Annotated in this window: 16 protein-coding genes; 8 read left to right on the forward strand and 8 right to left on the reverse strand. The window is 64.6% G+C overall.

From position 1 onward, the window contains the following. Positions 1 to 159: 159 nt before the first annotated feature. Positions 160 to 1461 (reverse strand): D-amino acid dehydrogenase, encoded by a 1302-nt coding sequence (gene dadA / locus BMY03_RS08030; protein ID WP_094010769.1) that lies wholly within the window; start codon positions 1459 to 1461, stop codon positions 160 to 162. A 156-nt stretch (positions 1462 to 1617) separates the two neighbouring features. Here dadA and dadR point away from each other — a divergent pair, with 156 nt between their 5' ends. Next, positions 1618 to 2106, forward strand: a complete 489-nt coding sequence (dadR, locus tag BMY03_RS08035; RefSeq protein WP_003258963.1) for a transcriptional regulator DadR — start codon at positions 1618 to 1620, stop codon at positions 2104 to 2106. Positions 2107 to 2110: 4 nt separating this feature from the next. On the opposite strand, the gene BMY03_RS08040 is transcribed toward dadR, so the two are convergent. Beyond that, complete coding sequence (locus tag BMY03_RS08040) at positions 2111 to 2464, reverse strand: YkgJ family cysteine cluster protein (protein ID WP_023630241.1); 354 nt, start codon at positions 2462 to 2464, stop codon at positions 2111 to 2113. A 117-nt stretch (positions 2465 to 2581) separates the two neighbouring features. Here BMY03_RS08040 and BMY03_RS08045 point away from each other — a divergent pair, with 117 nt between their 5' ends. Beyond that, positions 2582 to 3874, forward strand: coding sequence for an NAD(P)/FAD-dependent oxidoreductase (locus tag BMY03_RS08045; RefSeq protein WP_094010770.1), 1293 nt, complete (start codon positions 2582 to 2584; stop codon positions 3872 to 3874). Here BMY03_RS08045 and BMY03_RS08050 read toward each other — a convergent pair. Beyond that, positions 3871 to 4101: a DUF1127 domain-containing protein gene (locus BMY03_RS08050; RefSeq protein ID WP_031314941.1), complete on the reverse strand. Its 231-nt coding sequence runs from the start codon at positions 4099 to 4101 to the stop codon at positions 3871 to 3873. The genes BMY03_RS08045 and BMY03_RS08050 overlap by 4 nt on opposite strands. Positions 4102 to 4277: 176 nt before the next feature. Between BMY03_RS08050 and BMY03_RS08055 the strand changes: the two genes are divergently transcribed. From BMY03_RS08055 to BMY03_RS08065, 3 genes are all read left to right on the forward strand, one after another. Further along, on the forward strand, positions 4278 to 5708 hold the full coding sequence (locus BMY03_RS08055) for an aminotransferase-like domain-containing protein (protein WP_023630244.1): 1431 nt from the start codon (positions 4278 to 4280) through the stop codon (positions 5706 to 5708). Between the two features lie 60 nt (positions 5709 to 5768). Next, on the forward strand, positions 5769 to 7319 hold the full coding sequence (locus tag BMY03_RS08060) for a phospholipase D family protein (protein ID WP_094010771.1): 1551 nt from the start codon (positions 5769 to 5771) through the stop codon (positions 7317 to 7319). Positions 7320 to 7523: 204 nt separating this feature from the next. After that, positions 7524 to 8435 carry a LysR substrate-binding domain-containing protein gene (locus tag BMY03_RS08065; RefSeq protein ID WP_023630246.1) on the forward strand — a complete coding sequence of 304 codons (912 nt, stop codon included), beginning with the start codon at positions 7524 to 7526 and terminating at the stop codon, positions 8433 to 8435. 84 nt (positions 8436 to 8519) lie between these two features. Here the strand turns inward: BMY03_RS08065 and BMY03_RS08070 are convergent, their stop codons facing one another. From BMY03_RS08070 to ycaC, 3 genes are all read right to left on the reverse strand, one after another. After that, a complete protein-coding gene (locus BMY03_RS08070; protein ID WP_143067534.1) occupies positions 8520 to 10490 on the reverse strand; it encodes an amidohydrolase in 1971 nt (656 codons plus the stop codon). Between the two features lie 210 nt (positions 10491 to 10700). Continuing rightward, positions 10701 to 11252, reverse strand: coding sequence for an antibiotic biosynthesis monooxygenase (locus BMY03_RS08075; RefSeq protein WP_038707131.1), 552 nt, complete (start codon positions 11250 to 11252; stop codon positions 10701 to 10703). A gap of 57 nt (positions 11253 to 11309) precedes the next feature. Next, positions 11310 to 11939: an isochorismate family cysteine hydrolase YcaC gene (gene ycaC, locus BMY03_RS08080; protein WP_046853656.1), complete on the reverse strand. Its 630-nt coding sequence runs from the start codon at positions 11937 to 11939 to the stop codon at positions 11310 to 11312. Between the two features lie 242 nt (positions 11940 to 12181). Here ycaC and BMY03_RS08085 point away from each other — a divergent pair, with 242 nt between their 5' ends. Next, positions 12182 to 13609 (forward strand): mechanosensitive ion channel domain-containing protein, encoded by a 1428-nt coding sequence (locus BMY03_RS08085; RefSeq protein ID WP_094010772.1) that lies wholly within the window; start codon positions 12182 to 12184, stop codon positions 13607 to 13609. Positions 13610 to 13732: 123 nt separating this feature from the next. On the opposite strand, the gene amaA is transcribed toward BMY03_RS08085, so the two are convergent. Further along, positions 13733 to 15019, reverse strand: a complete 1287-nt coding sequence (amaA, locus tag BMY03_RS08090; RefSeq protein WP_094011054.1) for an L-pipecolate oxidase — start codon at positions 15017 to 15019, stop codon at positions 13733 to 13735. A 143-nt stretch (positions 15020 to 15162) separates the two neighbouring features. Further along, positions 15163 to 16653 (reverse strand): L-piperidine-6-carboxylate dehydrogenase, encoded by a 1491-nt coding sequence (gene amaB / locus BMY03_RS08095; RefSeq protein ID WP_094010773.1) that lies wholly within the window; start codon positions 16651 to 16653, stop codon positions 15163 to 15165. Positions 16654 to 16789: 136 nt separating this feature from the next. Here amaB and BMY03_RS08100 point away from each other — a divergent pair, with 136 nt between their 5' ends. Next, on the forward strand, positions 16790 to 17689 hold the full coding sequence (locus BMY03_RS08100; protein WP_094010774.1) for a LysR family transcriptional regulator: 900 nt from the start codon (positions 16790 to 16792) through the stop codon (positions 17687 to 17689). Between the two features lie 145 nt (positions 17690 to 17834). Next, positions 17835 to 19220, forward strand: coding sequence for a 2-oxoadipate dioxygenase/decarboxylase HglS (hglS, locus tag BMY03_RS08105; RefSeq protein WP_094010775.1), 1386 nt, complete (start codon positions 17835 to 17837; stop codon positions 19218 to 19220). Positions 19221 to 19268 lie beyond the last annotated feature (48 nt).

Consider the following 19268-nt stretch of genomic DNA (forward strand, 5'->3'; position numbering starts at 1 on the left):
CAGCCTTCTGGCAGTTCTGGTTATCGATAAAGCCCCGGCGCGGCAGATGGGGGTAGGTACCCACCGCTCCGGGGTGAGGGAACAGGTCAATCGGTTTCGGGCCTCATCGTGGGGCAAGTCGCATCGGCGCACCACGATGAGGCCAACAGCATCGAATGCTTACTGGTGCGCAGGCGCCGGCTGTCCGTGCTTGGCAGTCTCGCGGCTATTGCCATAACGCGAGATGTCCAGGCCTTCGGCACTGATCTGTGGCTTCTTGCGCGCGATCAGGTCGGCCAGCAGGCGACCGGAACCGCAGGCCATGGTCCAGCCCAGGGTGCCGTGACCGGTGTTGAGGAACAGGTTACGGAACTTGGTCGCCCCGACGATCGGGGTACCGTCCGGGGTGGCCGGGCGCAGGCCGGTCCAGAAGCTCGCCTGGCTCAGGTCGCCGCCGCGAGGATAAAGGTCGTTGACGATCATCTCCAGCGTTTCGCGTCGACGCGGGTTCAGCGACAGGTCAAAACCGGCGATCTCAGCCATGCCGCCGACACGGATGCGGTTGTCGAAACGGGTAATCGCGACCTTGTAGGTCTCGTCCAGGATGGTCGAGGTCGGCGCCATGTCGCCGTTGGTGATCGGCACGGTCAACGAATAGCCCTTGAGCGGGTAGACCGGGGCCTTGATGCCCAGCGGCTTGAGCAACTGCGGCGAGTAGCTGCCCAGCGCCAGCACGTAGCGGTCGGCGGTTTCCAGCTTGCCGTCGATCCATACGCCGTTGATGCGGTCACCGGCGACGTCCAGGCGCTGGATATCCTGACCGAAGCGGAACTCGACACCCAGCTTGATGGCCATCTCGGCGAGCTTGGTGGTGAACATCTGGCAGTCACCAGTCTGGTCGTTGGGCAGGCGCAGGGCGCCAGCGAGGATACCCTTCACGCTCTCCAGGGCCGGTTCGACCCGGGCAATACCGTCACGGTCGAGCAGCTCGTACGGTACACCAGACTGTTCCAGCACTGCGATGTCCTTGGCCGCGGCGTCCAGCTGCGCCTGGGTGCGGAACAACTGCGTGGTGCCCAGGCTGCGGCTTTCGTAGGCAATGCCGGTTTCGGCGCGCAACTCGTCGAGGCAATCGCGGCTGTACTCGGACAGGCGCACCATGCGCTCCTTGTTCACCGCGTAACGGCTGGCGGTGCAGTTGCGCAGCATCTGCGCCATCCACAGGTACTGGTCGACGTCGCCGGTCAGCTTGATGGCCAGGGGCGCGTGGCGCTCCAGCAGCCACTTGATGGCTTTCAGCGGCACGCCCGGGGCGGCCCAGGGCGAGGCATAGCCGGGCGAGATCTGGCCTGCGTTGGCGAAGCTGGTTTCCATGGCCACCGCTGGCTGGCGATCGACCACCGTCACCTCGAAACCTTGCCGGGCCAGATAGTAGGCACTGGCGGTACCGATCACACCGCTACCAAGTACCAGAACTCGCATTGTTGTATCCCTCGCACGCGGCTTGCCGCAGTCTTTTGTTGAAATGGCATGGATGCGCGCAGTATAAGAATCTCCGACCAGTGCTATTCACTATATAAGCAGCTATATTTGGCGAGAATTCTCGGCAAAATTGCCTTTCACGGAGGGGCATCCCCTATGAGAACCCAGCACCAGAGCAAGCGTGAGCTGGACAAGATCGACCGCAACATCCTGCGGATCCTGCAGAATGACGGGCGCATCTCCTTCACCGAACTGGGCGAGAAGGTCGGGCTGTCAACCACCCCGTGCACCGAACGGGTGCGGCGCCTGGAGCGCGAGGGGATCATCATGGGCTACAACGCCCGGCTCAACCCGCAGCACCTGAAGGGCAGCTTGCTGGTGTTCGTCGAGATCAGCCTGGACTACAAGTCCGGCGACACCTTCGAGGAGTTCCGCCGCGCCGTACTCAAGCTGCCCCATGTACTGGAATGTCACCTGGTATCGGGCGATTTCGACTACCTGGTGAAAGCGCGGATCTCGGAGATGGCGTCGTATCGCAAGCTGCTCGGCGACATCCTGCTCAAGCTGCCCCATGTGCGCGAGTCGAAGAGCTACATCGTGATGGAAGAAGTGAAAGAGAGCCTGTGCCTGCCGATTCCGGACTGAAGCCTTACACCAGCACCTGGCGGGTACTGGCTATATAGGTGTGAACCAGCTGCTCGGCCGCCGGGTCGATAGGCTGCTCCGGGCCCCGCCCCCTGGGGCAGGCCAGGCGCGGTGTGGTGCCGAACAGGCGGCAGATCATCGGGCGCTCTTCATACACGGTGCAGCCGTTCGGGCCCAGGTGCACGCAGTCCAGGCGCTCCAGCGCGGCGTCCTGCTCGGCCTGGGTCTTGCGCGGCAGGCGGGCCATTTCCTCGGCCGAGGTGGTGACCGGGCCGCAGCAATCATGGCAGCCGGGCTCGCACTCGAACGAAGGGATGAGCTCGCGCAGGAAATGGATCTTGTGGCGGTTGCAGGACATAAGCGGCGCATCTTGAACATGAGTGCTGGATTATAAGGCAATCGCGGGAACGGGCTTGCCCCGCGATTGGCCGGTTGCCTATCCTCGCCTTTTCGCCTTGCCCCCAGGAAACGACACATGGTCTACAGCGCGCAACACGCCGCCTCCTACTACGCCGCCAGCAGCGCGCCACACCCTGACCAGCCATTCCTGCAAGGCGAGCACAGCGCCGACGTATGCATCGTCGGCGGTGGCTACTCGGGCTTGAACACCGCTATCGAACTGGCCGAACGCGGACTGTCAGTGATCCTTCTGGAAGCACGCAAGCTCGGCTGGGGCGCCAGCGGCCGCAACGGCGGCCAGCTCATCCGGGGCGTCGGCCACGGTCTGGAGCAATTTCTACCGGTGATCGGTGAAGAAGGCGTGCGCAGCATGAAGCTGATGGGCCTGGAGGCGGTGGAGATCGTCCGCAAGCGCGTCGAGCGCCATGGCATCGACTGCGACCTGACCTGGGGCTACTGCGACCTGGCGAACAAGCCCGCCGAACTGGAAGGCTTCGCCGAGGACGCCGAGGAACTGCGCAGCCTGGGTTATCGTCACGAACTGCGCCTGGTGCAGCCCGGCGACATGCACTCGGTAGTAGGTTCTGATCGCTATGTCGGCGGCCTGATCGACATGGGTTCCGGTCACCTGCACCCACTCAACCTGGCGCTGGGCGAAGCCGCCGTGGCCAAGCGCCTGGGTGTCGGCTTGTACGAGCAGTCGGAAGTGACCCGCATCGAATACGGCCCGCAAGTGAAGGTGCATACCGCCCAAGGCCGGGTGCGCGCCAAGACGCTGGTGCTGTGCTGCAACGCCTACCACAACGACCTCAACCGCGAACTGGGCGGCAAGGTGCTGCCCGCCGGCAGCTACATCATCGCCACCGAGCCCTTGGGTGAGGAACGCGCCCGCCAGTTGCTGCCGCAGAACATGGCGGTATGCGACCAGCGCGTGGCGCTGGATTACTATCGCCTCTCTGCCGACAACCGCCTGCTGTTCGGCGGCGCCTGCCACTATTCCGGGCGCGATCCGCAGGACATCGCTGCCTACATGCGCCCGAAAATGCTCAAGGTGTTCCCGCAACTGGCCGATGTGCGCATTGATTACCAATGGGGTGGCATGATCGGCATCGGGGCCAACCGCCTGCCGCAGATCGGCCGCCTGGCCAGCCAAGCCAACGTCTACTATGCGCAGGCCTACTCCGGACATGGCGTCAACGCCACCCACCTCGCCGGACGTCTGCTCGGCGAGGCCATCAGCGGCCAGCAGAGCGGGCGCTTCGATCTGTTCGCCAAGGTCCCGCATACCACCTTCCCCGGCGGCAAATTGCTGCGTTCGCCGCTGCTGGCACTGGGAATGCTCTGGTATCGACTCAAAGAGCTGGCCTAGTCACGCCAGAAGGGTTTGCTCGCCTCATGCCGAGCCTGCTCCCAGCTGATGCCGATATCGCGCAGTTGGTAATCCTCCAACTGCAACAGGGCCCTGCGGGTGCGCCAGCGATGCAGCATCAGGCCCCAACGACCCATGCCTTGAGGCGCGCTGAAGACCCGGGGACGCTGCTCCGACTCCAGCTCACTGGCCAACAGTTGCAAGCGCACATCGCTCATGCCACCCATCACCACGTCCTCCGTTAAGTACCTGACGTAGAGACAGCATGCGGGTATGCCTCGTACCAATACAGAGCCAAAATCGACTTATTATTCCCATACAGAATTGGCGCAAAGAGGGCTGCATGCAGTATTTTTCGCCTATCTGTACCGGTCCTTGGTCATCAGCTGAGCAGGAGTATGCAGTGACGCTCTATTTCAACCTCGCCGAACTGCTCGGTTCACGCATCGAGCAGGGGCTGTATCGCCCCGGCCAGCGCCTGCCGTCAGTGCGCGCCCTGAGTGTGGAGCACGGCGTCAGCCTGAGCACCGTGCAGCAGGCTTACCGCCTTCTGGAGGACAACGGCCTGGTCTCGCCGCGCCCCAAGTCCGGCTACTTCGTCGCCGAGGACCGCCAGCTACCAGCCCTGCCAGCCATCAGCCGCCCCGCACAACGCCCTGTGGATATCTCCCAGTGGGAACAGGTGCTGGAGCTGGTGCGCGCCACCCCTCGCCCGGATGTGATCCAGCTTGGCCGTGGCATGCCCGATGTCGACAGCCCCACGCTCAAGCCGCTGCTGCGTAGCCTGGCGCAGATCAGCCGGCGCATGGATATGCCCGGCCTGTACTACGACAACATCCACGGCAACGCCCTGCTGCGCGAACAGATCGCCCGGCTGATGCTCGACTCCGGGTGTCGTCTGGGCCCGGCGGACCTGGTGGTGACCACCGGTTGCCACGAGGCGCTGTCGTGCACCATTCGCGCGGTATGCGAGCCCGGCGACATCGTCGCGGTCGATTCACCCAGTTTCCACGGTGCCATGCAGACGCTGAAAGGCCTGGGCATGAAGGCCCTGGAAATCCCCACCGACCCCATCACCGGGATCAGCCTGGAAGCCCTCGAACTGGCCCTCGAACAATGGCCGATCAAGCTCATCCAGATCACCCCCAGCTGCAACAACCCGATGGGCTACATCATGCCCGAGGCGCGCAAGAAGGCCCTGCTCACCCTGGCGCAGCGCTACGACGTGGCGATCCTCGAGGACGACGTGTACGGCGACCTGGCCTACACCTACCCGCGCCCGCGCACCATCAAGTCGTTCGACGACGATGGCCGCGTGCTGCTCTGCAGTTCGTTTTCCAAGACCCTGGCGCCAGGCCTGCGGGTCGGCTGGGTGGCTCCGGGGCGCTATCTGGAGCGGGTACTGCACATGAAATACATCAGCACCGGCAGCACCGCCTGCCAGCCGCAGCTGGCAATCGCCGACTTCATTGCGCAAGGCCACTACCAGCCCCACCTGCGCCGGATGCGCAGCCAGTACCAACGCGGCCGCGACCAGATGTGCGATTGGGTAACCCGACATTTTCCGTCAGGCACCCGCGCCAGCCGCCCCCAGGGTGGTTTCATGCTGTGGGTGGAATTGCCGGAAAGTTTCGATACGCTGCGCCTGAACCGCGCTTTACTCGAACAGGGTGTGCAGATCGCGGTGGGCAGCATCTTTTCTGCCTCGGGCAAGTACCGCAACTGCCTGCGCATGAATTTCGCCGCGCGGCCCACCGCGCAGATCGAAGGCGCCGTACGCAGCGTCGGTGAAACCGCCCTTCGTCTACTGGATGCCGAACACGCTGGCGAGTAACTTTGCCCCGCCTGCCACGGTCCAACCTCTTAAGCCCTTGCCGCACAGGACGATTCACCCTTGAGACCCCAGCGAGCCTTGCCCCTGCTGCTGGCGCTGCTGCTTGGCCTATCGGGCTGTACCAGCGTCGTCACACCGCGTGAAGTCAGCCACGCACTGCCAGCAGCCGACTCGGCCTTTGGCCGTTCGGTACAACGCCAGGCCGCCCCGTACGAGGGGCGCTCGGGCTTTCGACTTCTGCCCAACAGCAACGAGGCCTTTCGTGCCCGCGCCGAACTGATCCGCAACGCCCAGGCCAGCATCGACCTGCAGTACTACATCGTCCATGACGGCCTCAGCACCCGTGCCTTGGTACACGAACTGCTGCGCGCCGCCGACCGCGGCGTGCGTGTACGCATCCTGCTTGACGACACGACCAGCGATGGCCTCGACAACCTCATGGGCACCCTCGCTGCCCACCCGAACATCCAGATCCGCGTATTCAATCCGCTGCACCTGGGACGCAGTACCGGGCCAACTCGCGCGGTAGGTCGGCTGTTCAACCTGTCGCGCCAGCACCGACGCATGCACAACAAGTTGTTCCTGGTGGACAACAGCATGGCCATTGTCGGCGGTCGCAACCTGGGTGACGAGTATTTCGACGCCGAGCCCAACCTCAATTTCACCGACATCGACCTGCTGGGCGTGGGGCCCGTGGCCGAGCAGTTGGGGCACAGCTTCGACCAATACTGGAACAGTGCCCTGAGCCGCCCCATCGGCGACTTCCTCTGGCGCCAGCCCGACGCCGACGACCTGTTTATCAGCCGTCAGCGCCTGGAGGTTTCCCTGGCCGAGGCCCGGCTCAAGCGCAAGGCGCTATACGACCGGCTGATGGCCTATCAGTCGCAGCCGCGCCTGGACGTCTGGCGCAATGAGCTGATCTGGGCCCACAGCCAGGCGTTGTGGGACGCCCCGAGCAAAGTCCTCGCGGACGGCGAACCAGACCCACAACTGCTCTTGACCCAACAACTGGCCCCCGACCTGAACCACGTGCACAAGGAGTTGATCCTGGTGTCCGCCTACTTCGTACCCGGCGAGCCCGGCCTGCTGTATCTGACCAGTCGGGCCGACGCCGGCACCTCGGTCAAACTGCTGACCAACTCCTTGGAAGCCACCGATGTTCCGGCGGTTCATGGCGGTTACGCGCCTTACCGCCGAGCCCTGCTGGAGCATGGCGTGCAGTTGTACGAGTTGCGTCGCCAACCTGGAGACCCACGGCCACGGTTGGGCTTCCACGGCAGCTCCGACTCAAGCCTGCACAGCAAGGCGATGGTGTTCGACCAACGCAAGACGTTCATCGGCTCGTTCAACTTCGACCCGCGCTCGGTGCTGTGGAATACCGAGGTCGGCGTGATGGTCGATAGCCCGGAGCTGGCCGAGTATACCCGTGAGCTGGCGCTGCAGGGCATGGCGCCTGCACTGAGCTACCAGGTGAAGCTGCTGGAGGGGAAAATGGTCTGGGCGACCGAGGACAACGGCCAGCGCCATATATTGGTGACCGAACCTGGCGGCATATGGCGGCGGTTCAATGCCTGGATCAGCAAGGCCGTCGGATTGGAGAAGATGCTCTAGCCAACGATTCTCGCTTGATGGGTGTCGCTCACCAGGGATTTGCCGCACGGGCGGCGCTCGATCTCACAAGCGCTGCAAAACTGTCGTGGAATACGTGGCCGCCCTCGCACGATAGCCGTCAAGACCTTAAAAGCTCCTGCAAACTTATCGTAAATACCGCCACCCGGTAGACTGCGCCCCCTGCACCGCTGCGGAGATCGCCATTTGGAAGACCTCAACTCCCTCTACTACTTTACCCAGGTGGTCGAGCACGGTGGCTTCGCCCCGGCCGGACGCGCGCTGGACATGCCGAAGTCCAAGCTCAGCCGGCGCATCGCCGACCTGGAGGAGCGCCTCGGCGTACGGCTGCTGCATCGCACCAGCCGGCATTGCTCGCTGACCGAGATCGGCCAGGCCTACTACAACCGCTGCCTGGCCATGCGCGTCGAGGCCGAGGGTGCCGCCGAGATCATCGAGCGCAACCGCAGCGAGCCGAGGGGGCTGGTGCGCATCAGTTGCCCGACCACCCTGCTCAACTCCTGGGTCGGTCCGATGCTCACCCGCTACATGCTCAAGTACCCGCAGGTGGAGCTGTTCATCGAGAGCACCAACCGCCGCGTCGACCTGCTGCACGAGGGTTTCGACGTGGCGCTGCGGGTGCGCTTCCCGCCGCTGGAGAACACCGACATGGTGATGAAGGTGCTGAGCAACAGCACCCAGTGCCTGGTCGGGCATCCGTCGTTTCTCGAACAGCTTGCCGAAGGCTTCGACCCGCAACAGCTCAGTGAGCTGCCCAGCGTCCATTGGGGCAGCGCCCAGCGTGAATACCAGTGGGAGCTTTTTCAGGGCGAGGACATGAGTCGCAGCCTGGTGATCCCGCACAGGCCGCGAATGGTCACCGATGATCTGTTTGCCTTGCGGCACTTCGTGGTGGCGGGCGTGGGGATCGCGCACCTGCCAAGGGTGGCGGTGCGTGAGGACCTGGCGGCGGGGCGCCTGGTGGAGATTCTGCCGGACTGGCACCCGCGTTGCGGCATCGTGCATGCGATCTTCCCGTCGCGGCGCGGGCTGCTGCCATCGGTGCGGTCGTTGATCGATCATCTGGCGGAAGAGTTCGCGGTCAGCGACATGGCGTAGCACGCCATCGCCGCTCCCACGAAGGTCAGTTACCTTGCGTGGGAGCGGCGATGCGGCGACCCGACCTGCTCCGCGATCAGGCCATCAGAAGGCGAAGCAGGAACAGCCCAATGCGCCCCAGAAGCCCTGGTAATCGCTCACCGGCACACTGGAGTGCCGCGCTTTCTCATGGCTGTGAGCATGCACCCCGCACGGCCCCACGCACTGGTGCAAGGCCGCCGCCATCGGTGCCCCGGCGCGCCAGTGCCCCGGGACCTTGGCCACCGGCGACCACTCGGGCAACACCGGCACCTGCGCCGGGCCCAGCGTGTTGAACTCGGCGGCGCCGTACACCACCTTGCCGTCGACAACAGTGAGCACCGACTCGATGCCCTTGATCGCCTCTTCATCGACGCTGAAGAAGTCCAACGACAACGCCGCCAGGTCCGCCAGCTGGCCGACCTTGATCTGCCCCTTCTTGCCCTGCTCGCTGGAGAACCAGGCGCTGCCGTGGGTGAACAGCTGCAGCGCGGTCTCGCGGCTCAAGCCCTCCGGGTACAGCTCCAGGCCACCGACAGTCTTGCCGCTGACCATCCAGTACAGCGACGTCCACGGGTTGTAGCTGGACACCCGGGTCGCGTCGGTACCGGCACCCACCGGCACGCCCATGTCGAGCATGCGCTTGATCGGTGGGGTGTGCTCGGCGGCCTTGGCGCCGTAGCGATCGACGAAGTATTCACCCTGGAAGGCCATGCGGTCCTGGATGGCGATGCCCCCGCCCAGCGCCCGCACCCGCTCGATGTTCTGCGGGGTGATGGTCTCGGCATGATCGAAGAACCATGGCAGGCCATTGAACGGAATGTCGCGGTTGACCTTCTCGAACACGTCGAGCATGCGCGAGATCGACTCGTCGTAGGTGGCGTGCAGGCGGAACGGCCAGCGCTGCTCGACCAGGTGGCGCACCACCGGCTCCAGCTCCTGCTCCATGGTCTGCGGCAGGTCCGGGCGCGGCTCGAGGAAGTCCTCGAAGTCGGCGGCGGAGAACACCAGCATCTCGCCGGCACCGTTGTGGCGGAAGAAGTCGCTGCCGTCGCCCGGTTTGACCTTCTGCGTCCAGTTCTTGAAGTCGGTGAGCTCTTCCTTGGGCTTCTGGGTGAACAGGTTGTAGGCAATGCGCACGGTCAGCTGGTCGTTGTCGGCCAGTTCCTGGATCACCTGGTAGTCGTCCGGGTAGTTCTGGTAGCCGCCGCCGGCATCGATGGCGCTGGTCAGGCCGAGGCGGTTGAGCTCGCGCATGAACTGGCGAGTGGAGTTGACCTGGTACTCCAATGGCAGCTTCGGCCCCTTGGCCAGGGTGGCGTAGAGGATCGTGGCATTGGGCCTTGCGATGAGCATGCCGGTGGGGTTGCCGAACTTGTCACGCTGGATCTCGCCACCCGGCGGATTCGGCGTGTCCTTGGTGTAGCCCACGGCCTTGAGCGCGGCGCGGTTGAGCAAGGCGCGATCGTACAGGTGCAGCAGGAATACCGGGGTGTCCGGCGCGGCCTGGTTGATCTCTTGCAAGCTGGGCATGCGCTTTTCGGCGAACTGGAATTCGTTCCAGCCACCAACCACGCGCACCCACTGCGGGCTCGGCGTGCGCTCGGCCTGGTCCTTGAGCATGCGCAGGGCGTCGGCCAGGGACGGTACGCCTTCCCATCGCAGTTCGAGGTTGTAGTTCAGGCCGCCGCGGATCAGGTGCAGGTGCGAGTCGTTCAGGCCCGGGATGACCGTGCGCTGTTTGAGGTCGATGATCTGAGTAGCGGCGCCCTTGTGGGCCATGGCTTCGGCATCGCTGCCCACTGCGAGGAACTTGCCGTCCTTGATGGCGACGGCGCTGGCGGTGGGTTTCTCGCGGTCAACGGTGTGCAACTTGCCATTGAACAAGATGAGGTCGGCGTTCATGGGATCTCCTGAAAGGGCGGCATGGGCGGAATCGGTGAACGGCAATGCGCTCCACAGCGCGCCGGCGGCACCGAGCACGGTGCTGGTGGCGAGGAACTTGCGGCGGCTCTGGTCGGTAGGGTCCTGACTCATGGTGCTTTCCGTCCGGGTGGGTGATCGGCAGGCGGTTGAAGGCTAGGCTTTGTACGAAAAGTGCCTGCGCGACGATCATGCGGCGTTGAAAACAGGCTCGGAATGCTCATTTGCAACCAGCAAACTCCGCTTCCTCGCCTGTTTTCGCCTTACCTGATCGCCGCTCGGCGACTTTTCGTACAAACCCTAGCAATGGATCACGGCGGGTGCTCAGCGGCGCAGCCAGCCGGCACAGCGGCGGGTCACCCAAGGCATGATGTAGAACACCACGGGCAGGATGACGAACAGGTTGGTGATCAAGTTGCCGGTGATCTGGCCACCCAACAGCGGATAGCGGGCAAACAGCGGCGCCAGTAATTGCGGAATGACCAGGGTCATCGGGCAGATCACCAGGTAAGTGAGCACAGCCTGCTTCCAACGCGGTGGCTGCGAAGCGCCTGTAGCGCTTGGGGTGAACCAGAACTCCGGATCGTCATGCACCTGGGTCTGATCGCCCTCCTCCAGCAGCGGCAGCACTTCGGCCACCAGCGCTTGGCGCTCGGTGGAGTCGACCCAGGCCTGCAGCTGGCTGGCCTCGGCAAAGCGCACCACGGTGGTGAACTGGCGACCACCGTCGTCAGGGCGAATCACGTTGACGTCCAGATGGCCCGGTTGCCGACGGGCCACGCCGACGGTGTGGCGCAGCCAGGTTTCATAGCGTGCCAGGGCTTCGGCGCGGACCTTGTGCTGGATGACCAGCGTGACCACGGTGCTGTCGTTCATCGCGGCGTACCTGAAAGGGGTGGGGCCAGGCACCGGGCCGGTGCCTGGCGGAGCGGCTTACTTGCCGGCGGTCAGGGCGTTGTAGCTGGTGATCAGGTTGCGGTAATCAGGGATGTGGTTGGAGAACAGCGCCGCCAGCCCTTCGACATCGTTGCGCCAGTCGCGGTGCAGCTCACAGGCCACGCCGAACCAGGTCATCAGCTGGGCACCGGCCTGGCTCATGCGGTCGTGGGCAGCGTCGCGGGTCATTTCGTTGAAGGTGCCGGAGGCGTCGGTGACCACGAACACATCGAACTCTTCTTCAAGGGCCGCCAGGGCCGGGAAGGCCACGCACACTTCGGTCACCACGCCGGCAATGATCAGCTGCTTCTTGCCGGTGGCCTTCACTGCCTTGACGAAATCTTCGTTGTCCCAGGCGTTGATCTGGCCGGGGCGGGCAATGTACGGGGCATCCGGGAACAGCTCTTTGAGTTCCGGCACCAGCGGGCCGTTGGGGCCTTGCTCGAAGCTGGTGGTGAGGATGGTCGGCAGGTTGAAGTACTTGGCCAGGTCGGCCAGGGCCAGTACGTTGTTCTTGAAGCGGTCCGGCTCGATGTCGCGGACCAGGGACAGCAGGCCGGCCTGGTGGTCGACCAGCAGTACGGCGGCGTCGTCTTTGTTCAGGCGGTTGTATTTGAAGTTGTTCATTGCCGGTTCTCCTTGGGTTTCGATCTTCAGTGGTTTAGGTGTTTCGCGTTGATGGGAGAAGATTAAAACCAGGACCTTTTTGGCGGTAGATAGTGAAATTTGGCTTTAGCGTTCTATTTTACGAACGATAGATTGGCATTGCCTGTTCTGGCCTTATCGCGGGGCAAGTCGCATCCAGTCATTGCCCGCCACCCCAACCTGCTCTATTACTACCCACAGCCCTCCCCTGCACCGAGACCACCATGCTGGCGTTCATCCAGTCGTACCCGCTGTTGCTCGGCACCTTGCTGATCTTCTTCGACTTGTTGCTCTGGCAGCTGATCCCGCTGCAGCACAGGGTCTGGCGCATCGCCACGCGGCTGGTGATCTTCCTGTTGTTCAGCGCGGTGTTGCTGACGGCCGGCATGAGCCCGCTGCAACCGCCACCCTGGGCCGACGACGTGTCACGCAACCTGATGGCCACGGTGCTGGCGATCGGCTGGTGGCTGTTTGGCGCGCGCACGGTGACCGTGGTGTTCGGCCAATTGCTGGTGGCCCGCGGCAGTCACGGTGGGCGCCTGCTGCAGGATGTGCTGGGGGCGTTGATCTTCCTCGCTGCGGTGGTGGCGGCGGCGGCCTATGTGATGCAACTGCCGGTCAAGGGGCTGCTGGCCACCTCAGGGGTCATGGCCATCGTCATCGGCCTGGCGCTGCAGAGCACCCTGGCCGACGTATTCTCGGGGATCGTGCTGAACACCACGCGGCCCTACCAGATCGGCGACGCGATCTCCATCGACGGCACCGAGGGCAAGGTGGTCGATATCGACTGGCGGGCCACCCGGCTGATCACTGGCAACAGCAGCCTGGCGGTGATCCCCAACTCGGTGGCGGCCAAGGCCAAGATCCTCAACTTCAGCCGCCCGGCCGAGGTGCACGGGGTGTCGATCAGCGTGGTGGTGCCGGCCAAGGTACGCCCGCAACGGGTGTTCGACGCGCTGGAGAAAACCCTGCAAGGCACCAGCATCCTGCTGGACAAGCCGGCGCCCAAGGTCACGGTAAAGGCTTCGACACTGGAGTCAGTGGAGTACGAGGCCAGCGGCTTCATCGCCGAGATGTCGCGCAAGACCGAAGTGCGCAACCAGTTGTTCGACCTCGCCCACCGCCACCTGGAAGCCAGCGGCGTGACCTGGAACACCGAGCTGGGCGCCCCGGTGCGCAGCCGCCAGCGCGAGCTGCTGGACGAAGTGCGGGTGTTCCGTTCGCTGAGCAACGAAGAGCGCGACGCCCTGAGCCAGCGCATGACCACGGTGGAATACCTCGCTGACCAGGTGATCCTCGACATCGACGAGCGCTCGGAGCATGTGCTGCTGATCAGCCGCGGCGTGGTGCTGGCGTCGGTTCGCGATGGCGAGCGGCTTATCGAGGGTGGCCGCATGGGGCCCGGCGAGGTGCTCGGGCTCGAGGGCCTGGTGGATGACGAAGCCTCGCCTGTCGAGTTTCGCGCCTTGAGTGGCTGCATGCTGTATCGCATCGACAAGGAACAGGTGCGTGGGTGTCTGGCCGAAAGCGGCGATGTGAAGTCGGCACTGACCAAACTGCAGCGGTTTCGGCGGCAGAAGCGCGAGTCGCTGTTGTTGCAGAAACCGGCGGTTGTGAAGAAGGGTGGGTTCCTCAGCTGGTTACACAAATGACCTAGCTTCGTCGCCCGCACGGGCCCTATCGCCGGCAAGCCGGCTCCCACAGGGCACGTGGAAAAGCCTGTGGGAGCTGCGGTTCGCCGCCGCGATTTGCCGGCGATGAGGCCGGAACAGGAATTACAGCACCACCCGCAGGCACTGCCCGGCGTGATACAGCGAGAACCCCGACTCGTAGAACGCCGTGCGCAACGATGGCGCGCTCACCGGCCTCATCGGCGAGAACGGAATCGGCAGGCTGTCCGGGTCATCCTTGAGCAGAAATTCCGCAAAGGCCCGGCCGATCACCGTCCCGGTGGTGTTGCCCCGCCCGTTGTAGCCGGTGACCGCCACCAGCCCCGGCGCCGGTTCGAACAGGCGCATCAGGTGGTCCGGAGTGAAGTCGATGCAGCCGGTCCAGTGCATCTCCCATTCGACCTTGCCCAGCGCCGGGTAGTAGTGGCTCTGGATGCGGTCGGCCCAGCTGCGCACGAACCAGGCTGGCTTGTTGTCGACCCGGCCGAGGCTGCCGAGCAGCAGCCGGCCCTGTTCGTCGCGGCGGATGCTGCTGAGCACCGTGCGGGTGTCCCACGAGCCTTGGCCATGGGGCAGGACCTGGTCGGCGGCGGCGCCGTGCAACGGCTTGGAAGCGACCTGGTAGTAGTAGCCGCGGAAGAAGTGCTTCTGCAGGTTGCTCCAATCGCCTTCGGTGTAGGCACCGGTGGAGATCACCACCTTGTCGGCACGCACTGCGCCCTGTGCTGTGCGCACCCGCCAGGCATCGCCATCGCGCGCCAGGCCTTCGACCGCGGACTGCTGGAACAGCTTGCCGCCCAGCCGGGTCACGGCAGCGGCCAGGCCCTGGGTGTAACCCATGGGGTTGATGGTGCCGGCGCGGCGGTCGAGCAGCGCGGCGGAAATCTTGTCGGTACCGCAGTATTCCTGGCATTGCGCGCCGGTCAGCAGCTCGACGTCGGCGCCGCGCCGGGTCCACTGCTGGTGGCGGGCTTCGAGGTCGGCGATGCCGGTGGCATTGTGTGCCATGTGCAGCGTGCCCTGGTGCCGGGCCTGGCAGTCGATACCCAGGCGCTCGATCATGGCGAACACTTCGCCCGGCGCATCGCCGAGCACCTTGTTCAGGCGTCCGCCCTGCTTGTGCCCGAGGGTGGCCTCGACGTCGTCGGGGCGGATCCAGGTGCCGGCGTTGACCAGGCCGACGTTGCGCCCGGAGCCGCCATGGCCGATCTTCCAGGCCTCCAGCAGGATCACCGACTTGCCCTGCTCCAGCAGATGGATGGCCGCCGACAGGCCGGTGATGCCGCCGCCGATCACGCAGACATCGGCCTTGTGCTGGCCGGCCAGGGCCTGGGCGGCAACGGTCGGCTGGGTGACGTGTTCCCACAAGCATTCTTGACGCAGTTCGGACATGATCGGCTCCAGCAAATTTTATTCTTGTTGCGGCCCATCGTCGCGGTTCGTCGCCACGACAAGCCGGCTCCCACAGAGATCGACGCGGTCGCTGTGGGAGCCGGCTTGCCGGCGAAACTGGGGCAAAGCCCCCGCGACGATCATCAGTCGAACACGATCCCTTGCGCCAGCGGCAATTCGCGAGAGTAGTTCACGGTGTTGGTCTGGCGACGCATGTAGCCTTTCCAGGCATCCGAACCAGACTCACGGCCACCGCCGGTTTCCTTCTCGCCACCGAACGCCCCGCCGATCTCCGCGCCGCTGGTGCCGATGTTGACGTTGGCGATGCCGCAGTCGCTGCCCGCGGCGCTCTGGAAACGTTCGGCCTCGCGCAGGTCGGTGGTGAAGATGCACGACGACAGGCCTTGCGGCACTTCGTTGTTCAGGCGCAGGGCCTCTTCGAAGTCGTCGTAGGCCAGCACGTAGAGGATCGGCGCGAAGGTCTCGTGGCGCACCACCTCGCTCTGGGCCGGCATCTCGGCAATGGCCGGCGACACGTAGTAGGCGTTCGGGTACTGCTCGGCGAGCTGGCGCTCGCCACCGAATACCTGCCCACCTTCGTCGCGGGCCTTGGCCAGCGCGCCCTGCATGGCATCGAACGACTGCTTGTCGATCAGCGGGCCGACCAGGTTGTCCTTGCGCGGGTCACCGATGCGCACCTTGCCGTAGGCGGCTTTGACACGGGCGACCACGTCGTCCTTGATCGAACGGTGCACGATCAGCCGGCGCAGGGTGGTGCAGCGCTGGCCAGCGGTGCCCACGGCAGAGAACAGGATGCCGCGCACGGCCAGGTCGAGGTCAGCGCTCGGAGCCAGGATCATCGCGTTGTTGCCACCCAGTTCGAGGATGCTGCGGCCGAAACGCGCCGCCACACGGGGGCCCACTTCGCGGCCCATGCGGGTGCTGCCGGTGGCACTGACCAAGGCCACGCGTGAATCGTCGACCAGAGCTTCGCCGGCGTCACGGCCACCGATCACCAGTTGCGCTATGCCTGCAGGGGCATCGCCGAAGGCTTTCAGCGCTTTGTCGAACAGCGCCTGGCACGCCAACGCGGTGAGCGGGGTCTTCTCGGACGGCTTCCACACCACCGCGTTACCCGCCACCAGCGCCAGCGCGGTATTCCACGCCCACACCGCCACCGGGAAGTTGAAGGCGCTGATCACCCCGACCACGCCCAGCGGGTGCCAGGTTTCGCGCATATGGTGGCCCGGACGTTCGGAGGCGATGGTCAGGCCGTACAGCTGGCGCGACAGGCCGACGGCGAAGTCGCAGATATCGATCATTTCCTGCACTTCGCCCAGGCCTTCCTGGGTGATCTTGCCTGCTTCGATGGACACCAGCTCGCCGAGGTCGGCCTTGTGCTCGCGCAGCACCTCGCCGAACAGGCGCACCAGCTCGCCACGACGAGGGGCCGGCACGCTGCGCCAGGCTTCGAAGGCCTGTTGCGCCTGGTCGATGCGGGCAACGGTGTCGGCCTTGCCGAGCAACTTCACCGAGGCGATCTGGCTGCCGTCGATGGGGGTATGGACAGGGTAATCGCCCTGGGTGTGAGCCGCGGCGGCAACGCCAAGGCGCTCGAGCAATCCAGCAACCATCGTGCTTCTCCTTACATCGGGTGAAGGGGTTGAAAATGTCGTGGGTCAGTATTAATCCGATTACTCGGGTGCAACAAACGACCTTTATTCCGCATATCATTCCACCAGGTAATGATTTCAGCCGCCGAGACCGCTTATGTCCAAACGCCTGGTACCGTCCATGACCGCCCTGCAGTGCTTCGAGGCCGCAGCCCGTCACCTGAGCTTCACCCGCGCCGCCGAGGAACTGCACCTGACGCAGAGCGCGGTGAGCAAGCAAGTGGCGCAGCTAGAGGAGATGCTGCGCCATCACCTGTTCCTGCGCATCCGCCGCCGCCTGCAACTGACGCCGGCCGGCAGCCTGTACCTGGCCGAGGTGAACAAGATCCTCACCCAGGTGGATATGTCCAGCCGCTATGTCCTGAGCTACGGCTCGCAGACCGAAGTATTGAAGGTAGCCACTCAACCGAGTTTCGGCGTGCGCTGGCTGATCCCGCACCTCAAGGGCTTCGGCAAGCGCCACCCCAACCTGCACCTGGACATCCGCAACGAGATGGAACCTTTCGCCCTGCTGCAGGGCTCGGCCGACGTGGTGTTCTTCTATGGCCAAGGCACCTGGCCCGGGGCGACCTGCATCGAGCTGTTCGGCGAAGAAGTGGTGCCGGTGTGCGCGCCGGAGCTGTTGCAAGGGCGCACGCTGCCTGACGCCGGCGCGGTGGCGGAGCTGGTGCTGCTGCAGAGCACCTCGCGACCGCAGGCATGGCACGAATGGTTCCTGGAGCAAGGGCTGCATACCGACAACAGCTATCATGGGCCGCGCTTCGATACCTTCTACATGGCGTTGAGCGCGGCGCAGGCCGGCTGCGGGGTGGCATTGGTGCCCAGTTACCTGGTGGCCAAAGAGCTGGCCGAGGGCGCCCTGGTGCTGGCCTGGGACCATGCGATGAAAAGCAATGGCGCGCATTACCTGGCGTATGCCGAACATGCGGCGGAAGTGCCCAAGGTGCGGGCGTTGGTGGAGTGGGTTGCCGAGCAGATCCAGCGGCGCGAACACTGACGCCATCGTGAGAGCGGGCTTGCCCCGCTATGGAGTCGTCAAGGTCGATCAAAAAAGGAATGAAACCCGCACTTTTTTTCGCTTGTACGGCATCTCCATTCCCAGCTTTCATGTAAGTGTCCTCCACTCACCCAGGAAGCTTGCGATGCCCGCCCACGATTTCGTCAGCCCCGACAGCATCCGTGCGCAGTTCTCTGCCGCCATGTCGCTCATGTACAAGCAGGAAGTCCCCCTGTACGGCACGCTGCTTGAACTGGTGAGCGAAACCAACCGGCAGGTCATGGCCGCGCAGCCCAAGGTGGCTGAGGCCCTGCGCTGGACCGGCGAGATCGAACGCCTCGACCAGGAGCGCCATGGCGCCATCCGCGTGGGCACCGCCGAGGAGCTCGCCACCATCGCCCGGCTGTTCGCGGTCATGGGCATGGCGCCGGTCGGCTACTACGACCTGAGCTCGGCCGGCGTACCGGTACATTCCACCGCGTTCCGCGCCGTGCATGAGCAGTCGCTGCATGTCAGCCCGTTTCGGGTGTTCACTTCGCTGCTGCGCCTGGAACTTATCCACAACCCGCAACTGCGCAAACTGGCCCAGGGCATTCTCGACAAGCGGCAGATCTTCACCTCCCGTGTGCTGGAACTGATCGTCCAATGCGAACGCGATGGTGGCCTGAACGCGAGCGATGCCGAGACCTTCGTCCAGGAAGCGCTGCACACATTCCGCTGGCACCAGGACGCCACCGTCACTGCCGAGCAGTACCAGCAACTGCACGACCAACACCGCCTGATCGCTGATGTGGTGGCGTTCAAAGGCCCCCACATCAACCACCTGACCCCGCGCACCCTGGACATCGACGCCATCCAGCTCGGCATGCCGGCCAAGGGCATCCCACCCAAGGCCGTGGTCGAGGGGCCGCCCACCCGTCGCCAGCCGATCCTGCTGCGCCAGACCAGCTTCAAGGCCCTGCAGGAAAAGGTCGCTTTCAGCGATGCCCAGGGCAGCCACACGGCGCGCTTCGGCGAGATCGAACAACGCGGCGCGGCGCTGACACCCAAGGGGCGCCAGCTGTACGACCGTCTGCTGGACGCGACCCGCGCGGCCCTCGGCGGCGCGCCGGCCGAGGCCAATGCCGAACGCTACATGACCCTGCTCGCCGAGCATTTCGCCGAATTTCCGGACGACCTGGGGCAGATGCGCGAACAAGGGCTGGCCTACTTCCGCTATTTCGCCACCGACAAGGGGCTGGCGGCGCGCGGGCAGCCCGGCCGCCCCACTACCCTGCAAGGGCTGATCGACGCCGGGCATGTGCATTACGAGGCGCTGGTGTACGAAGACTTCCTGCCGGTGAGTGCGGCGGGGATCTTCCAGTCCAACCTGGGGGATGATGGCCAGGCCGACTACGGCAGCAATGCCAACCGCGAGGCCTTCGAGCAGGCGCTGGGGCTGAAGGTGCAGGATGAATTGGCGCTGTATGCGCAAAGCGAGCGTAGGTCGTTGCAGGCGTGTGCGCAGGCGTTGGGGCTGTCGGCGCTATAAACGTCATCGCGGGCAAGCCCGTTCCCACAGGGTCGGTGGGAGCAGGCT

The sequence above is a fragment of the Pseudomonas soli genome, from assembly GCF_900110655.1.
GTDB classification, from domain to species: Bacteria; Pseudomonadota; Gammaproteobacteria; order Pseudomonadales; family Pseudomonadaceae; genus Aquipseudomonas; species Aquipseudomonas soli.